Consider the following 16869-nt stretch of genomic DNA (forward strand, 5'->3'; position numbering starts at 1 on the left):
CCGTGACCTGCGGGTAAAGAAGAGTCACCCTCCGGACGACCCGGAGGTGATCTGGTGTTCGAAAAATGTCGGTGCCGGGACGTACTGTGGGGATATGGCAAACGTCACCACATCGCCCCTGACGACCGCCGAAATCGCCGCCCTCGCCCTGTCTCTCGCCCATCTCGGCGAGGGCCCACAGGCGCTGACCGCCCGCCGCGGGCTGCGCCGCGTGTTCGACCGGCTCGACCTCGATGACGACGTCGTGGCGACCACGCTGGACACCCTGACCACACCCTTGCCGCCCGAGATCGCGCGGCGCGCCCGCACGATCGCCGGGGCGATCACCGGGCGGCAGGTGGTGCTGCTGCACTACCGCGACGCGGCCGGCCGGGTGACCTCGCGCGAGGTCGAGCCGGTCACCTGCCTGGTGCACCGCGACCACTGGTATCTCGTGGGGTGGTGCCGCGCCAGGGGCGCCATCCGCGCCTTCCGGTTCGACCGCGTCGTCGCGGTCGAGCAGACGCTGGTGCCCGCCCGGCCGCATCGGGCCGAGCGCTATCTGCCCTTCCAGCGCAGGGCGACCGCCGAGCGCCGCACCACCCGTCCGCTCTTCCCGCTGCCGAACCGCCGGCCCGCCTGACCAGCGGCCCGGCGGGCACCGCACCACCCTGAAGGCGCCGCCGGCATCAGGAGACGACAGACCGCCGGTGCCGGTGAGCGGCGGCGGTCTGGGCGGAGGTCAGCCGCAGCAGCCGCCGCCGCAACACCCGCCACCGCCGCCGGCCGGGCGCGGCGCGGCGGCGCCGCCGGTGACGGCGACCGTGGACAGCAGTTTCACCGTGTCGTCGTGGCCTTCGGGACACACCGCGGCGTCCCCCGCGGCGGACATGGGCCGGGACAGCTCGAAGGTCGAACCACAGGCCCTGCATCGATAGTCATAACGCGGCATGGCACAAGGGTACGACGGCTGCCCGCCGCCGGGGAGAAGCCTTCGGGCACGATCGCCGCCCCTCTCGTCGCCGCACGGGGCGCGAGCCCGCAGCGGACGTGTGGCGGAGGGCCACAGGGGCAGGCCTCCGCCACACGACCGAGCGGCACACGAGCCGCGTCAGGCGGCCGTTTCGGTGAGATAGGGCGCCCACTGCGGGTCGCCGTCGAGCTGGGCGCCGATGAGCCTCCAGTGGGCGCCGCGTGGCACCACCGGAGTGACCCGCAGCGACCAGCCGATCTCCTCGAGCAGCCGGTCGGCCTTGCGGTGGTTGCACGTCATGCAGGAGGCGACGCAGTTCTCCCAGGTGTGCAGCCCACCACGCGAGCGCGGCAGGACGTGGTCGATGGTCTCGGCCCGCTGCCCGCAGTAGGCACAGCGGTAGTCGTCCCGGCGCATGAGCGCGGCCCGGGTCAGGGGGATGCGAGACCGGTAGGGGATGCGGACGTAGCGCCGCAGCCGGATGACCGACGGCACTTCCATGGTGCGCGAGGCCGAGCGCAGCACCGCGCCCCGCCCGTCACGATGGACGACGTCCGCCTTCTCTCTGATCACGAGCACGACGGCCCGATGCAGGTTGAGTGTGGTGAGCGGTTCGAACGTGGCGTTCAGCAGCAGCACCTGGCGCATCAGCGGACCTTCTCCGCCGCTGTGAACACCGCTATGAGGGATGTGCCGCGGCACATCCCGGTTTGCGGCCCGTCGTCTTGGGCTCCGGATGCTTCCGTCACGTGCACCTCCGCCGGGCGGCCCAGCGGATGGGTTCCACGGCACCGCCCTTCAGCAAGTGTGGCCTCTCGGTCGACTCTCCCGCCACCCCAATTAACGGTCGTGTCTCCCAGACCCCGCCTACCGGTTTATGTCCGTTTCACCCCGCTAAGCAAACCTATTAGGCAAAGATCACTGAGAACCGGTCCAATCTCCGCGACACGAACAGCGCACGGCAGCGGAAAGCGCGGCTCACGTCGGGTAACGCGGTGCCTTAGGCTCACTCCATGACCCGTACGCCGTACCCGAACGCACGCCGTGACGACGTCGTGGACGACTACCACGGCACCCCGGTCCCCGATCCGTACCGCTGGCTGGAAGATCCCGACCAGCCCGCGGTCAAGGAATGGCTGGACGCGCAGAGCGACCTGTTCGGTGCGGAGATGGCCTCCGCACCGGGACGGGACGCGTTCCGCGACCGCGTGGCCGAGCTGGTGCGCTCGGGCAGCGTCGGCGCCCCGGTGTGGCGGGGAGAACGCCGCTTCTTCACCCGGCGCACGGCCGAGCAGGAGCATGCCGTGCTCTACACCGCCGGCCCCAACGGGGTCGAGCAGGCGCTGCTCGACCCGATGGCGCTCGACCCGTCCGGCCTGACCACGATCGACAGCTGGCAGCCGGACAAGGAGGGCAGGCGGCTGGCGTACCAGATCTCGGTGGGCGGCGACGAGGAGTCCCGGCTGCACGTCATCGACGTGGCCTCCGGCGAGCGGCTGGACGGGCCGATCGACCGGTGCCGCTACTCCCCCATCGCCTGGCTGCCCGGCGGTGAGGCCTTCTACTACGTGCGCAGGCTCGCCCCCGGCCAGGTGCCCGAAGGCGAGGAGCAGTTCCACCGCCGGGTCTACCTGCATCGCGTCGGCGCCTCCACGGACGAGGACGTCATGATCCTCGGCGAAGGGCTGGAGAAGACCAACTACTACGGCGTCGCGGTCTCCCGGGACGGCCGGTGGCTGTCCATCTCCGCCTCCCGCGGCACCGCGCCGCGCAACGACCTGTGGGCGGCCGACCTGTCGGCCTCGGCGATCGACGCACCCGCGCTGGTCTCCGTCCAGCAGGGGGTGGACGCGCAGACCTCGCTGCTGTTCGGCCGGGACGGCCGCCTGTACGTCTTCACCGACCGGGACGCCCCCCGCGCACGGGTGTGCGTCACCTCCCCCGAGACGCCCGCGTACGAGAACTGGCGTGACCTGATCCCCGAAGACCCCGAGGCGGTGATGTCGGACTTCGCGATCCTGGACGACCTGGACCACCCGGTGATGCTCGTGGGGTGGACCCGCCACGCGATCAGCGAGATCACCGTGCACGACCTGGCCACCGGCGCGAAGGTCGGCCAGGTGCCCACCCCCGGCCTCGGCACGATCGGCGGCATCCACGAGCGGCCCGAGGGCGGCCACGAGGCGTGGTTCGCCTACACCGACCACACCACCCCGACCGGCGTCATGCGCTACGACGCCCGCACCGGTCAGACCACGCTGTGGGAGGCCTCACCCGGCGCGGTGGAGGTGCCGGAGGTCACCACCGAGCAGGTCGTCTACCAGTCGGCGGACGGCACCGCGGTCCACATGATCGTCGTGTCCCGGCCCGGCGACGGTCCCCGGCCGACGATCCTCTACGGGTACGGCGGCTTCGGGCTGTCCATGACCCCGGGGTTCTCGGCCTCGACTCTCGCCTGGGTCGAGGCGGGCGGGGTCTACGCCGTCGCGCAACTGCGCGGCGGCGGCGAGCAGGGCGAAGAATGGCACCGCGCGGGCATGCTCGCTCACAAGCAGAACGTCTTCGACGACCTGCACGCGGCGGCCGAGCACCTGATCGCCACCGGGGTCACCACGCCGGAGCAACTGGCGATCTCCGGCGGGTCGAACGGCGGCCTGCTGGTCGGAGCCGCGCTGACCCAGCGGCCCGAACTGTACGCGGCCGTGGCCTGCGCCGCGCCGCTGCTGGACATGGTGCGCTACGAGAAGTTCGGCCTCGGGGCGACGTGGAACGTGGAGTACGGCTCGGCCGACGACCCCGAGCAGTTCGGCTGGCTGCGGGGCTACTCCCCCTACCACCACGTCCGCGAGGGGGTGCGCTACCCCGCGACGCTGTTCCTGGTCTTCGGCTCCGACACCCGGGTGCACCCGCTGCACGCGTGGAAGATGTGCGCCGCGCTGCAGCACGCGCAGGCGGCGGACGACCGGCCGATCTTGCTGCGCAACGAGAGCGAGGTGGGGCACGGGGCGCGTGCGGTCAGCCGCTCGGTGGAGCTCGCCGCCGACCAGCTCACGTTCCTGGCCCGGCACACCGGCCTGACCCGCTGATCCGGCCGCCCCGCCGTCCGCTTCCCGCCCGCTCACGCGGTGACGCGGGAGCGGGCGGCGGGGCCGTCAGCGCGGGAAGACGACGGTCTTGTGGCCGTCCAGCAGCACGCGCTGCTCGGCGTGCCACCGCACGGCGCGGGCGAGCGCCTGGCATTCCAGGTCGCGCCCCTTGGCGGCGAGGTCCTCGGGTGAGTGGGTGTGGTCCACCCGGGCGACCTCCTGCTCGATGATGGGCCCCTCGTCCAGGTCGGCGGTCACGTAGTGCGCGGTGGCGCCGATGAGCTTGACGCCGCGCGCGTGCGCCTGGTGGTAGGGACGGGCGCCCTTGAAGGACGGCAGGAACGAGTGATGGATGTTGATCACTTTGCCCGACAGCTTGCCGCAGAGGTCCTCCGACAGCACCTGCATGTACCGGGCGAGCACCACCAGCTCGGCGCGGTAGTGGTCGACGAGGGTGAGCACCTCGGCCTCCTGGCGTCCCTTGGTCTCGGGCGTCACCGGCAGGTGGTGGTAGTCGATGCCGTACGACTGGGTGAGCGGACGTAGATCGGGATGGTTGGACACCACCGCGATGATCTCGATGTCCAGCAGCCCTGAGCGCACGCGGTAGAGCAGGTCGTTCAGGCAGTGCCCGAGCTTGCTCACCATGACCAGCACCCGGGGCTTGACGGCGAGGTCGTGCAGCCGGAAGTCCATGGCCAGGTCGGGCGCGAGCCCGGCGAAGGCGGCACGCAGGTCGTCCTCACCGAGCGTGGAGGTGAACTGCACGCGCATGAAGAAGCGGCCGGCCTCCCGGTCACCGAACTGCTGGCTCTCGGTGATGTTGCATCCGTGCGCGGCCAGCAGCCCGGACACGGCCGCGACCACCCCCGGCCGGTCGGGGCACGAAAGCGTCAGCACGTAATCGGAGGTCATCGGCCACCCACCCTCTCGCCAATCCGTTGACGCAGATTACCGCTCCGGACCCCCATCGCCGCGTCCACTTCCCGAAGATCGCCTCGACGTGGCGCCACGGCGGGTCGCCTCCCGGTACGGTCAAAGTCCATTACAGTCGGCCGACGGTACGGTGACGCAATCCCGCGCGGTCACTTGCCCTGTCTTGACCTGCGGCCTCATAGCCTTAATAACGTGAAATGGGTCGACAGCAGAGGATTTGAGGTCGAAGTGCTGGTCCTGGGCAACCAGCCCTGGCTGCGCGTGCGCAGAGGCCGCCACTACGTCGCCTACTACCCCGACGTCGCAGAGCTGTCCCGGCACCTGGACCTGACCGATCTCGTCGTGTCCAGCGACTGAACACCGCCCTCACCGCCCCCAGCGCTCCGCGCACGGCCGTCCACGATGCTGCCGGCCTGCCACGACGAGGCGTACAGTGGCGCCCGGAGGAGCGGAAGGAGCCCGCGGGTGCTGAAGTGGGACCAGTTGTCGCCAGGAGAGAAGCGTGCCGCCGTCGCTCTGGCGGCCATGTTGCCCGGTTACATCAATGCCGTGTTCGTCGCAGAGCATCTGGCCGAGGCGATCGCCTGGCAGCGCGGCGAACTCACCGACGAGCAGCTCATGGAGCGCACCGGCTGGACGTTCAACGCCACGCCCGAGCAGTACGCCGACATGGCGATGCGATCCGCCCGGCGGGCCGGGGTCGACCCCGTGGAGTGGCTCGACGCGATGAAGGGCGCCTACGAGGAGCAGCGCGCCATCGCCGCCGAGCTCCAGCAGCGCGGCGCCGAGCAGGCGGCCGCCCGCGGGGACGAGTTCTGGGAGATCATCAGGGCCAACACCTGGCCGGACGGCCTCGACGGCCCGAGTGAGGCGGACGGAGCCAACGATCCCGGCGGGCCGGACGTCCCGGGAAAACCCGAGTCACCGGGCCGTCCCTAGCGGGCCCGGCCGATGGAGATCAGTGATCGGCCGGCCGCGCGGGTGATCTGCCTGGACGGCACCGGCCGGGTCCTGTTACTGCACTGGCGCGACCCGATCAACGGCGTGACGTTCTGGGAGCCCCCCGGCGGCGGCATCGACCCCGGGGAGACGCCGCTGTCCGCCGCGCGGCGCGAGCTGACAGAGGAGACCGGGTTACCCGGTGACGCCGTGGTGGACATCTGGGTGCCGGTGGAGCGCGACTACCACTGGCTGGGCGTCCACTACGTCAAGGTCGAGCCGTTCTACCTGGCGCGCTTCGCGTCGGTGCCGCCGGTCGCGCCCACCACGCCGACCGCCGAGGAACAGGACACCTATCTCGGCCACGGCTGGTTCACACCGGCGGAGCTCGCCTCACTGGCCGAGCCGGTCGAGCCGCCCGCGCTCGCCGAGGTGATCGCCCTGCTGGCGGACCCGCCCGCCCGCGAATGAGACGGTGGCCCGGCGCGGACGCCGTGCGCCGGCCGGGCCGTGGCGGTCAGGACTCGGCGAGGGCCGCGCGGATGTCCGGGTCGTCGGGATCAAGGTCGTGGGCGCGCCGCAGATCGGCCCCGGCGTCGGCGTGCCTGCCGAGATCCTTCAGCGCGATCGCGCGGTTGTAGTAGAGAGTCGCCTGCTCCCCCAGCTCGATCGCGCGCGTGAGGTCGGCCACGGCACCCTCGAGATCACCGGTCTCGTAGCGCAGGATGGCCCGGTTCGCCCAGGCCGGGGCGAGGTCGGGAGCATTCGACACGGCCAGGTCGTAGGCCGCTCTGGCCTGCGCGTGGCGGCCCGCCGGGGCTTCGATCTGACCGAGCACACACGACAGGTGCGGGTTCCCGGGCGCCAGGGCCAGGCCGGCGGCCACGTCCGCGCGCGCCTGCTCGTCCAGACCGAGTTGCACGAGCAGACCGGCCCGGTTGATGTAGGCGTCCAGGTAGCCGGGATCGAGCTCCAGGACGCGATCGAGATCGGCCTTCGCTCCGTGCGGGTCCCCGGTGGCGAGCAGCAGTTGCGCCCGGTTGTAGTACCCCTCGGGGAGTGGCGGGCTGAGGTCGATCGCCGCGTCGTACTCGGCGCGTGCGGCTTCCGGGCGTCCCGCGCGGTAGAGCAGGTTGCCGCGGTCGAGGCGCTGATCCGGATAGGCGGGGTCGGCCGTGACCGCGGTGTCCATCTCGGTCAGCGCCTCGGGCAACCGGCCCAGCCTGGCGAGCAACTGGGCGCGGTTGGCGTGCAGGACCATCCGGTGGATCGGGTGCCGTCCCGGTGGCAGGTCGCGTCCGGCCAGTTCGATGGCCTGGTCCACCAGTGCGAGCGCCGCGTCGGCCCGGCCGCGCCGCATCTCGATCAGCGCCTTGCCGTTGAGGTCGAAGCCCAGCTTGAACGCCCGGACGGCGCGGTCCGGCAGCAGATGGGAGATCGCGATGGCCTCGTTGACCCAGCCCTCGGCCCGGCCGAGATCGCGCCGGGCGGGGTCGGGGTGCCTGGCGTCCAGCATGGCCGTGCCGTACGCGCACGCCGCGTGCACCTCCGGGTCCACGCTGGTGCGCCGGGCCGTGTCGTACAGGTCACGGGCCTCGTCGGTGCGTCCCAGGCCGGCCAGGGCCGTCGCGGTGCCCTGCAGGAGGTTCCACCAGCGCTTCGAGCCGGGCTCGGCGAGCCGCAGGCCGCGCGCGCCGAGGTCGGCGGCGGCGTCCAGGAAACCTTCGCGCATGCAGTGGTCGAGCGCGGCGGACAGCGCCGCCACCCCGGCCCCTCTCGGGTCGGAGCCGTGCTCGCGATGGTAGGGGATGGCCCCCAGGGTCCATGAGGTCAGGCCGGTGGCGGCGAGTTCGTCCGCCCGGTGATCGTGCAGGCGGGCGCGCTCGGCGGCCGGCAACGCGTGGTAGGCGTCAACCGCCCGCGGGTCGTCCAGGACGCCGTCGGCGGCGACGTAACGGGCCGCGAGGTTTTCCGGCGCCACCGATGTGGATGATTCGGCCTTTATCTCACGACCATCGAAAAAAGGCGGCGGCGGTTCGGTGGAACAGCAGACAATTATCAGCCGTTGCGGATCGCAGCGCCGCAGGAGGGTCGCCAGGAGTTCCCTGTCGGTGGCGTCGGCACGATCGGCATTGTCCACGGCGATGATCGGCGGGGCGGCTCCGCAGTCGCGGACGAATTCCGTGATGCCATTCGCGAGGCGCAGGGTGCGGCGAGGGGCGGGGACGAGGATGCGCTCGTCGGCCGGGACCCTCGCCTCCAGGGGCTCGTGGCGGGCGGCCACCCGATCACGGAGATCGGGTGCCGCCGCTCTGATCTCGATGTCATGCCGGCCGACCACCAGGGAGGAGCGCTGCGACGCGGCGGGGAGCAGGGCCGCGAGCAGGCCTCCCCCGAAGGTGTACGGCCCACGCAGCCGCCGGTGGGCGTCGAACACCGGGATGCCCTGACGGGCGGTGCCCGGAGCCGCGAGCAGGTCCCGCAACACCTTCCGGCGGTCCACCGAGCGTCCCCCATGGATCCAGAGGTTGCGACCGGTGTGGCCGGTCACCCCTTGTGGATGGCGCTGGCGGAACCGGACAGTTGCACCATTCCAGGCTTACGGACGACGATCTTCTTCACTTCGGGCCTCCTGCGCATGCAGCAACAAAGATCCCATTATGTGGAGGAAAATGAAGCATCCGCAAGCATCGCCGCTGATCTGTTCGGCATAAGTGAATACTTGTCGCTAATGAGTTAGTTGGGTGGACGGCTGGGGAAGGAGATGCTTCTCTCCGTAAACCACCACCAGGCCGCCCCGGTCCTCCCTGCGCACCTCGCGCCAGCCGTACTTGCGGTACAACTCGAGCGCGGCCCCCTGCTGGAGGGTCGTGTCGCCACGCAAGGCGCGGTATCCGAGTCGCGTCGCGGCCTCCTCCAGGGCCTCCAGCACCCGGCTGGCGAAGCCGCGGCGCTGGAAGCCCGGACGTACCCGCAACCGGCACAGCTCGGCCGTATCGTCGTCGACACGCCGGAGGCCGCCCATCGCCACGATGCCCGCGCCCTCCACCTCACCGACCAGGAACTCACCGCGATCGGCCAGATAGACCTGGGTGATCCGCGGTATGTCGTCCTCGTAGTAGACCCCGTCCCCCTCGATGATGCCGACCTCGGCGAGACAGGTGCGGTGGAGCTCCAGGACGGCGTCCCGATCCGACCAGCGATAGCGCCGGAGCCTCAGCGTCATACGGGCTCCGCGGCTGGGGTGGTGGGCGGAGAGGACGCGAGGACGTCCCGGAAGGTCTGCAGGCCCGCGATGTCGCCGCACCGGGCGTGGATCGCCCGGACGAGCTCGTTGGCCCGGCGCAGGATGATGTCGGTACGGAAGCCCTCGCCGACCTGGCGCACGGCCTCCATGCCCAGGCGCAGCGCCTCGTCCCCGTCGCCCTCCAGCAGCCGGCAGTGCGCCCGGTCGAACCGGATCAGCGTCTGGTCGAGCAGATCGCCTTCGTACTTCTCCAGCGCCTGCTCCAGGATCAGGTCGGCCTCAATGGTCTGGCCGAGCCGCGCCAGCGTGTCGCCCTGGTGGAAGTAGAGCTGGCGCTCGGTGTAGCCGAAGACGGTGTCCTCCTGCTGGGCGGGGGTCATCTGGGCGAACGCCGCCCGCGCCCGCGACAGCGCCCGCTTGGCCTGGTCCACGACGTCCTTCTTGCCGCCGGCGTTCGCCAGCATCGACAGAGCCCTGGCCTCGACCACCGGCGCCATCGCCTTGGCCGCGCACGGTGTCTGCCCGGCGAGGTCCCGGCTCTTCTTGGCGAGGGTGAGCGCGTCGCGAGGGTCGCCGAGGAACAGGGGGACCAGCGCCTCGCGCGCGGTGACCCAGGCCCGCAGCGCGCGGTCACCGGTCTCGTCGGCCGCCAGGCGGGCGGTGCGGAAGAACGACCTGGACATCCGCTGGTCACCGAAATCGATCATGATGATGCCCGCCAGGCCCGACAGCCGGGCGGCGAGGATGCAAAGGCGCTCCTGGAGGTCGATCGGCTGGTGCCGGTCGAGCGCCTGGCGCACCTGGCTGAACTCCAGGAGCACGTCGCAGAGCTGCCGCATGGGCGGCGTGTTCATGTACTGCTTGCCGAAGGAGGTCGCGGCCTCCTCCCAATGGTCCAGCATGGCCGGCGAGACGGTGCTCGACACCAGGGTGTCGTCCATCCGCCGACGGATGCCGTCGGCGGCGCCGAGCACAGGAGCGGTCAGCGGCACGGCGGCTCCGGCTCCGCCCGCCATGATCTGCAGCAGCGTCCTACGTAACACGTTCTCGTCCTCCTCACCCCCGTCCGTCGTCGAGGGGTCGCTGAGCGGCTTGATCCACAACTCGCGCGGATCGATGGGAGGACCAGGCTCGGCATCCTGCTGGCCGCCCCGCACGACGCCCGGCATCCGGTGGCCGTGGCCACAGATGCACGGGCCCTCGAAGCCGAGGGCGGCCGGCTCGACCCGGTAGACGGAACACAGGTAGTGGAGATATTCGGGCCCGGGACGCTTCAGCCCGCTTTCGTAGGCGCTGAGAAGAGTCTCACCAATGCCGGGCATCGGCTTGCCGTCGCGTTCGAACAAGGCCCGCACCTGTTCGACAACGTCGGCCAAAGCGATTCCGTGAGCGAGACGATGAGATTTGATCCGAGTTGTCCCGAATTGCGGGCCGCACTCTTCGAAAATCTCCTCGGCGATCCGGGCCATGGTGCGCCCGCCCGCCAGGCCTCGCGCACGAGTCCGCCGCGCCAACTCCGTTTCCTTGTGCTGCCTGCCGGACATCCCGGCCCCTCTCTCGTGGCCAGTTGCCATGTGGTCGTCAAGCGGTCGCCCGCCCTGACCGGTCCCATCCGCGCTGACGCAGCGCAGGATGTCACGCTCCGTCTAACAAGAATGATGGACCAGTAATGACCGGCCTTGAAAGGACACTGGAACCTGCTGGGATAGGATCGTCCCCCTCTGGGGGCGTTCTTTCAACCCACTTGAAATATCCCCTCACCCGGGCCCCTCCGAACCTTCGTTGACCCATCGGCAACGAGTGAGTCAGATTTGGCCCACCAGCACCGATTCACCGATGAGATCACCGGTGGAAGGGTCGCAGAGAGGATGACGCGAAGTGGACGAAAGCTTCCAACACCTGGAACGCCTGGTCGACGAACTCGACGCTCGGGGGCTGCTCGCCCGGGTGGTGCACACGCAATCAGGAAGGGCGTTCGTCCGCGTGATCAATCCCAGGGCCACCAGTCTCGCCGAGAACGTCACCTGCCGGCCGCAGGCCACCCCCGCCTACTACTGGTGGTCGTGGGGCGAGCGCATGCACCAGGTCGACGATCCGGCGGGGGCGGCGACGAAGGTCGCCCGCGTGCTGGCCGCGGTGAGCGAGTAGGACACGTGACGGACGCGGTGCAGCGCAGTCACCGCCGTCCGTCCGTGGGCACCGCGGCTCTTCGGGGTCGGCGGGGTGCCCGGTGCGGAGCGTCCGGCGGCCGTGGCGACACGGCCGTCCCGGACGCTGGGCATCCCGCCGGCTCTGTATCCCTACGGCCTTCTCCGGCCGTCTCGCGCGTGTCACCACGCGCAGGGCTTTCATGAACGACCACCCGGCCGGGCCTCTCGCCCCGGCCGGGTGGTGATCGGGGAACTCCCGATCGGAAACGGAGCGGGACACGCTTCCGGGTGCGTGTCCCGTCCGAGCCGCTCGTCACCGGGGTGCCCCGGGCCCGCCCTCCGCGGCCCCGGGCCCGGGCACTCCCGTCTTCCCCGGCGTGATGTGACGGCGGCCGGGCCGGCCGGCGACGGCGATCAGGTCAAGTACCGTTCCATGTAGGTCAAGGCCTGATAATTGTCTTCGCCGGCCGACCCGATCCGAGAGGTGCCTTCGCGTGTTGACGCCCGCTGTCGAGCCCAATCCCGTAACGTCTCCCGGCGTACCGTGGATCTCCGACATGGGAAAGGCCATGACCAGCGCCTGCGTCAGCGGCGGCAACGACGACGTGGCCTGCACCCTGCTGCTCAACTGGCTGCCCGCCGGGTGGGCCTCACCGCTGGCCTGGCTGATCAGCGTGGTCCTCATCGCGGTGGCCGCGCTCATCGCGCGGGCGCTGCTGCACCGGCTGATCGACCGGGTGATCCGGCGCGCGGCCGACGGCGTGCTGCCCGAGCGGCTGCGGCTGCGCAACGCCGGGGTCGCCGACGGCGCGGCGGCCCTGCTCACCGAGCGCCGCCGTCAGCGGGCCGAGACCCTGGGGTCGGTGCTGCGAAGCCTGGTCTCCGTGGTCATCTATGGCACCGCCGCGATGATGATCCTCGCGCGCTTCGGGCTGAACCTCACGCCCATCCTCACCAGCGTCGGCATCCTCGGCGTGGCCGTGGGCTTCGGCGCCCAAGAGCTGGTCAAGGACTTCATCGCCGGCATGTTCATGCTGATGGAGGACCAGTACGGCGTCGGCGACATGATCGACACCGGCACGGCGGTCGGCACGGTCGAGGCCGTGACGCTGCGCATCACCCGGCTGCGCGACGCCGACGGCCGTGTGTGGTACGTCCGCAACGGCACGATCACCCGCATCGGCAACGAGTCGCAGGGGTGGTCGCGCGCGCTGGTGGACGTCCCGGTGGCCTACAACGCCGACATCGCCGCGATCCGCGACCTGCTCAAGCGCATCGCCGAGGAGATCTGGGAGGACCCCACCTTCCGCGACACGGCGATCGTGGAGGAGCCGCAGGTCTTCGGCCTGGAGCAGATCTCCGCCGAAGCGATGATCTTCCGGATCACCGTGAAGACCGTCCCCGCCCACCAGGCCGAGGTCGCCCGCGAGATGCGCATGCGGGTCAAATCGGCGCTCGACCGGGCGGGCGTCGCCCTCGCCGTCGTCTGAGTAGGCTGGAGACCGTGTCCGCTACTCCTGCAGAGTCCATGTCCTTCTACGACGCCGTGGGCGGCTCGGAGGCCTTCGAGCGTCTGGTCCACCGCTTCTACCAGGGCGTCGCGGAGGACCCCTTGCTCCGCCCGCTGTACCCCGAGGAAGACCTCACCGGGGCCGAAGAGCGGCTGCGGCTGTTCCTCATCCAATACTGGGGCGGCCCGAAGACCTATGGCGACCGGCGGGGCCACCCGCGGCTGCGCATGCGGCACGCGCCGTTCGTGATCGGCGAACCCGAGCGCGACGCATGGCTGAAGCACATGCGTGACGCCGTGGACTCCCTCGAACTTCCCGAGGAGCGGTCGGCCGAGCTGTGGACCTACCTGCAGTACGCCGCGCACAGTCTCGTCAACGCGTGATCGCCGACCACGCGACCTGCCATCGGGCGTGACCTCTCCGCACGCACGACCTTCCGCCCAACGCATAACCCTCCGTCCGGAGGGGCAGCCAAGGACATGTGATGGAATCCCCTTGGTGGCGTGACGCCGTCGTTTACGAGATCTACGTTCGCAGTTTCGCCGACGCCTCCGGAGACGGTGTCGGCGACCTCGAGGGCATCCGCTCCCGCCTTCCCTATCTGGCGGAGCTGGGCGTGGACGCCATCTGGCTGACTCCCTTCCAGCCGTCCCCGATGGCCGATGGCGGATACGACGTGGCCGACTACCGGGGCGTCGACCCGCTGTTCGGCACGGTGGCCGACTTCGACGCGCTGGTCGCCGACGCCCACGCGCACGGCCTGCGGCTGATGGTCGACGTCGTGCCCAACCACAGCTCCTCCGCCCATCCCTGGTTCCAGGCCGCCCTGGCCGCCGGGCCGGGGTCCCCTGAGCGCGACCGCTACATCTTCCGCGACGGTGAGGCCCCGCCGAACAACTGGACCTCGGTGTTCAGCGGGCCGGCCTGGACCCGCCTGCCCGACGGGCAGTGGTACCTCCACCTGTTCGCCCCCGAGCAGCCCGACTTCAACTGGCGCAATCAGGACGTCCATCAGGAGTTCCTGGACATCCTGCGGTTCTGGCTGGACCGCGGCGTGGACGGGTTCCGCATCGACGTGGCGATGGGCCTGTACAAGGAGGCCGGCCTGCCGGACGTGCCACCGTCGGACGAGGGCTTCCAGTCCCGCTCGCCCGTCTGGAGCCGGCCGGAGGTCCACGAGGTGTATCGCGCGTGGCGCAAGGTGCTCGACTCCTACCCCGGCGACCGCGCCGCGGTGGGCGAGGTGTGGACCGACACGGCCGAGGACCTCGCCCTCTACGTCCGCCCGGACGAACTGCACCAGAGCTTCAACTTCGCCTGGCTGGAGGCGCCCTGGTCGGCCACGGCGTTCCGCAAGATCATTGATGACACGCTGGTCGCGGTCACCGCGCCCACCTGGGTGCTGTCCAACCATGACGTGGTGCGCCACATCACCCGGTACGGCGAGGGCTCGCTGGACCCCGAGGCGGGGCTCGCCCGGGGAAGGGCCGCCCTGCTGGCCATGCTGGCACTGCCCGGATCGGCGTATCTCTACCAGGGGGAGGAGTTGGGCCTGCCGGAGGTGAAGGATATTCCCCCGGAGGCGCGTCAGGACCCGATCTTCGCCCGGTCCAAGGGCGAGTTGGCGGGCCGGGACGGCTGCCGGGTGCCGCTGCCGTGGTCCGGCGCCGCGGAGCCGTTCGGGTTCTCCCCCGGCGGCGCCCGCCCGTGGCTGCCCCAGCCCGCCGGGTGGGCCGGGCTCACGGCGGAGCGGCAGGCGGCGGACCCACGTTCCACGCTGTCGTTCTATCGGCGGGCTCTGGAACTGCGCCGGTCGCTGCGCGCCTCGTTGCCGGAGGCCATCGCCTGGCGGGACTCGCCGGACGACACGCTCGTCTTCGAGCGGGGACAGCTGATCTGCGCGGTGAACTGCGGCGAGGCGCCCGTGCCACTGCCGCCGCACCGCGAGATCCTGCTGTCCAGCGGCACGCCCGACGAGACGACCCTGGCCCCCGACACAGCGGTCTGGCTCCGCTCCGCCTGATGCGCCGGCCGCGGAGTCGTGCCGTGCTCGCCGGCTCCGCGCTTCGTCCCAGCGCCGGTGGGTCTGCACCAGGGGAGAAAACTCTTCACCCGATCCGGAGGACAACCCTCCACCCGGTGCTGGGACTGCGGAGGGTTACTTCACCGCTCTGATGAATAGAAGCCCACCCACAGCGAGTAAAAGTCCTCCTTGTGCGCCGACCACGGTGGAGAAATGCTCCTCCGGTTGTGGTTTCTCCCCACTGGGCCGGGCGTACCGGCCTCGTCGGACCTCGCGCACCGAAGGCCAGGGGCGCATCGAGCCGACCGGCCCGGTGGTGGAGGACCACTCCCGGGCCGGAGCGGCCATGCGTCAGTCGCGGGTGAGCTTGCGGTAGGTGACGCTGTGCGGGCGCGCGGCCTCGGCGCCCAGTCGCTCGACCTTGTTCTTCTCGTAGTCGGCGAAGTTGCCCTCGAACCAGAACCAGTTGGAGCCGCCCTCCCACGCCAGGATGTGCGTGGCCGTACGGTCCAGGAACCACCGGTCGTGCGAGGTGATCACCGCGCAGCCCGGGAAGTCGAGCAGTGCGTTCTCCAGGCTGGACAGGGTCTCGGTGTCGAGGTCGTTGGTGGGCTCGTCGAGCAGCAGCACGTTGCCGCCCTGCTTGAGGGTGAGCGCCAGGTTGAGGCGGTTGCGCTCGCCGCCGGACAGGATGCCCGCGGGCTTCTGCTGGTCGGGGCCCTTGAAACCGAAGGCCGCGATGTAGGCCCGCGAGGGCATCTCGACGTGGCCGACCTTGATGTGGTCCAGCCCGTCGGAGACGACCTGCCAGACGTTCTTGGCCGGGTCGATGTTGCTGCGGCCCTGGTCCACGTAGGAGATCTTGACGGTCTCACCGACGGTGATGTCGCCGCTGTCGGGCTTCTCGGCCTGCATGATCATGCGGAACAGGGTCGTCTTACCGACGCCGTTCGGGCCGATGATGCCGACGATGCCGTTACGCGGCAGGTCGAACGACAGGTTCTCCATCAGCAGGCGGTCACCGAAGCCCTTGGTCAGGTCGTGTGCCTGGATGACCGTGGTGCCGAGGCGCGGACCCGGCGGGATCTGGATCTCCTCGAAGTCGAGCTTGCGGTACTTGTCGGCCTCCGCGGCCATCTCTTCGTACCGCTGCAGACGCGCCCGGCTCTTGGTCTGGCGGGCCCTGGCGTTGGAGCGCACCCACTGGAGCTCCTCCTCCAGGCGCTTCTTGCGCTTGGCGTCCTTCTGCCCCTCGACCTTGAGACGGGCGGCCTTCTGCTCCAGGTAGGTGGAGTAGTTGCCCTCGTACGGGAAGCAGCGGCCACGGTCGAGCTCGAGAATCCAGCCGGCGACGTTGTCCAGGAAGTAACGGTCGTGGGTGACGGCCAGGACGGTGCCGGGGTACTTCTCCAGGTGCTGCTCCAGCCACTGGACGCTCTCGGCGTCGAGGTGGTTGGTGGGCTCGTCCAGCAGCAGCAGATCGGGCTGCTCGAGCAGCAGCTTGCACAGCGCCACACGACGGCGCTCGCCACCGGACAGCTTGGTGACGTCGGCGTCCGGCGGGGGGCAGCGGAGAGCGTCCATCGCCTGCTCGAGCTGGCTGTCGACGTCCCACCCGTTGCGGTGGTCCAGCGCCTCCTGCAGCTTGCCCATCTCGTCGAGGAGCGCGTCGCTGTAGTCGGTCGCCATCAGCTCGGCGATCTCCTCGAACCGGGCGCGCATGGCCAGCGTCTCGGCGACGCCCTCCTGCACGTTGCCCAGCACGGTCTTGGACTCGTTCAGCGGCGGCTCCTGCTGGAGCATGCCGACGGTGAAGCCGGGCATGAGCCGCGCATCGCCGTTGGACGGCTGCTCGAGGCCGGCCATCATGCGCAGCAGCGTGGACTTACCAGTGCCGTTGGGGCCCAGCACACCGATCTTGGCTCCGGGCAGGAAATGCAGCGTGACGTCATCAAGGATGACCTTGTCGCCGTGCGCCTTGCGAACGCGCTGCATCGTATAGATGTACTCGGGCATGCTACAAGA

16 protein-coding genes are annotated in these 16869 nt (G+C 70.3%); 9 read left to right on the top strand and 7 right to left on the bottom strand.

Annotation, left to right across the window (positions count from 1 at the left end; genetic code table 11):
- Positions 1-94 precede the first annotated feature (94 nt).
- Positions 95-622 carry a helix-turn-helix transcriptional regulator gene (locus IEY93_RS27405; RefSeq protein WP_189166017.1) on the top strand — a complete coding sequence of 176 codons (528 nt, stop codon included), beginning with the start codon at positions 95-97 and terminating at the stop codon, positions 620-622.
- A 99-nt stretch (positions 623-721) separates the two neighbouring features.
- Here IEY93_RS27405 and IEY93_RS27410 read toward each other — a convergent pair whose 3' ends face one another.
- A complete protein-coding gene (locus IEY93_RS27410) occupies positions 722-931 on the bottom strand; it encodes an FmdB family zinc ribbon protein (RefSeq protein ID WP_189166018.1) in 210 nt (69 codons plus the stop codon).
- 159 nt (positions 932-1090) lie between these two features.
- The gene (locus tag IEY93_RS27415) at positions 1091-1600 is read right to left on the bottom strand and encodes an HNH endonuclease (protein ID WP_189166019.1); all 510 of its coding nucleotides are present in this window, start codon (positions 1598-1600) and stop codon (positions 1091-1093) included.
- Positions 1601-1965: 365 nt separating this feature from the next.
- Between IEY93_RS27415 and IEY93_RS27420 the strand changes: the two genes are divergently transcribed.
- A complete protein-coding gene (locus IEY93_RS27420) occupies positions 1966-4038 on the top strand; it encodes a prolyl oligopeptidase family serine peptidase (protein ID WP_189166020.1) in 2073 nt (690 codons plus the stop codon).
- Positions 4039-4104: 66 nt separating this feature from the next.
- Here the strand turns inward: IEY93_RS27420 and purU are convergent, their stop codons facing one another.
- Positions 4105-4953, bottom strand: a complete 849-nt coding sequence (purU, locus tag IEY93_RS27425; RefSeq protein ID WP_189166021.1) for a formyltetrahydrofolate deformylase — start codon at positions 4951-4953, stop codon at positions 4105-4107.
- Positions 4954-5166: 213 nt separating this feature from the next.
- On the opposite strand from purU, the gene IEY93_RS27430 reads away from it, so the two are divergent.
- The 3 genes from IEY93_RS27430 to IEY93_RS27440 all read left to right on the top strand — a co-directional run bounded on the left by IEY93_RS27430 (position 5167) and on the right by IEY93_RS27440 (position 6384).
- Positions 5167-5331, top strand: coding sequence for a hypothetical protein (locus IEY93_RS27430; RefSeq protein ID WP_189166022.1), 165 nt, complete (start codon positions 5167-5169; stop codon positions 5329-5331).
- A 108-nt stretch (positions 5332-5439) separates the two neighbouring features.
- Complete coding sequence (locus tag IEY93_RS27435) at positions 5440-5913, top strand: hypothetical protein (protein WP_189166023.1); 474 nt, start codon at positions 5440-5442, stop codon at positions 5911-5913.
- 12 nt (positions 5914-5925) lie between these two features.
- Positions 5926-6384, top strand: a complete 459-nt coding sequence (locus IEY93_RS27440) for an NUDIX hydrolase (RefSeq protein ID WP_189166024.1) — start codon at positions 5926-5928, stop codon at positions 6382-6384.
- A 46-nt stretch (positions 6385-6430) separates the two neighbouring features.
- Here IEY93_RS27440 and IEY93_RS27445 read toward each other — a convergent pair whose 3' ends face one another.
- The 3 genes from IEY93_RS27445 to IEY93_RS27455 form a co-directional block, all read right to left on the bottom strand.
- On the bottom strand, positions 6431-8416 hold the full coding sequence (locus IEY93_RS27445; protein WP_229691526.1) for a tetratricopeptide repeat protein: 1986 nt from the start codon (positions 8414-8416) through the stop codon (positions 6431-6433).
- A gap of 225 nt (positions 8417-8641) precedes the next feature.
- On the bottom strand, positions 8642-9139 hold the full coding sequence (locus IEY93_RS27450; protein WP_189166026.1) for a GNAT family N-acetyltransferase: 498 nt from the start codon (positions 9137-9139) through the stop codon (positions 8642-8644).
- Positions 9136-10536: an NsdA family TPR-like regulatory protein gene (locus IEY93_RS27455; protein ID WP_229691527.1), complete on the bottom strand. Its 1401-nt coding sequence runs from the start codon at positions 10534-10536 to the stop codon at positions 9136-9138. Before IEY93_RS27455 ends, IEY93_RS27450 begins: the two co-directional genes overlap by 4 nt.
- 502 nt (positions 10537-11038) lie before the next feature.
- Here IEY93_RS27455 and IEY93_RS27460 point away from each other — a divergent pair.
- The 4 genes from IEY93_RS27460 to IEY93_RS27475 all read left to right on the top strand — a co-directional run bounded on the left by IEY93_RS27460 (position 11039) and on the right by IEY93_RS27475 (position 14844).
- Positions 11039-11308, top strand: coding sequence for a hypothetical protein (locus tag IEY93_RS27460; RefSeq protein WP_189166028.1), 270 nt, complete (start codon positions 11039-11041; stop codon positions 11306-11308).
- 559 nt (positions 11309-11867) lie between these two features.
- Positions 11868-12800 carry a mechanosensitive ion channel family protein gene (locus tag IEY93_RS27465; RefSeq protein ID WP_189166029.1) on the top strand — a complete coding sequence of 311 codons (933 nt, stop codon included), beginning with the start codon at positions 11868-11870 and terminating at the stop codon, positions 12798-12800.
- Between the two features lie 14 nt (positions 12801-12814).
- A complete protein-coding gene (locus tag IEY93_RS27470) occupies positions 12815-13204 on the top strand; it encodes a globin (protein WP_275412042.1) in 390 nt (129 codons plus the stop codon).
- Between the two features lie 101 nt (positions 13205-13305).
- A complete protein-coding gene (locus tag IEY93_RS27475; protein WP_189166030.1) occupies positions 13306-14844 on the top strand; it encodes a glycoside hydrolase family 13 protein in 1539 nt (512 codons plus the stop codon).
- Positions 14845-15195: 351 nt separating this feature from the next.
- Here the strand turns inward: IEY93_RS27475 and ettA are convergent, their stop codons facing one another.
- A complete protein-coding gene (gene ettA, locus IEY93_RS27480) occupies positions 15196-16860 on the bottom strand; it encodes an energy-dependent translational throttle protein EttA (RefSeq protein ID WP_189166031.1) in 1665 nt (554 codons plus the stop codon).
- Between the last annotated feature and the right edge of the window lie 9 nt (positions 16861-16869).

It is taken from the genome of Sphaerisporangium melleum (assembly GCF_014646695.1).
Taxonomy (GTDB): domain Bacteria; phylum Actinomycetota; class Actinomycetes; order Streptosporangiales; family Streptosporangiaceae; genus Sphaerisporangium; species Sphaerisporangium melleum.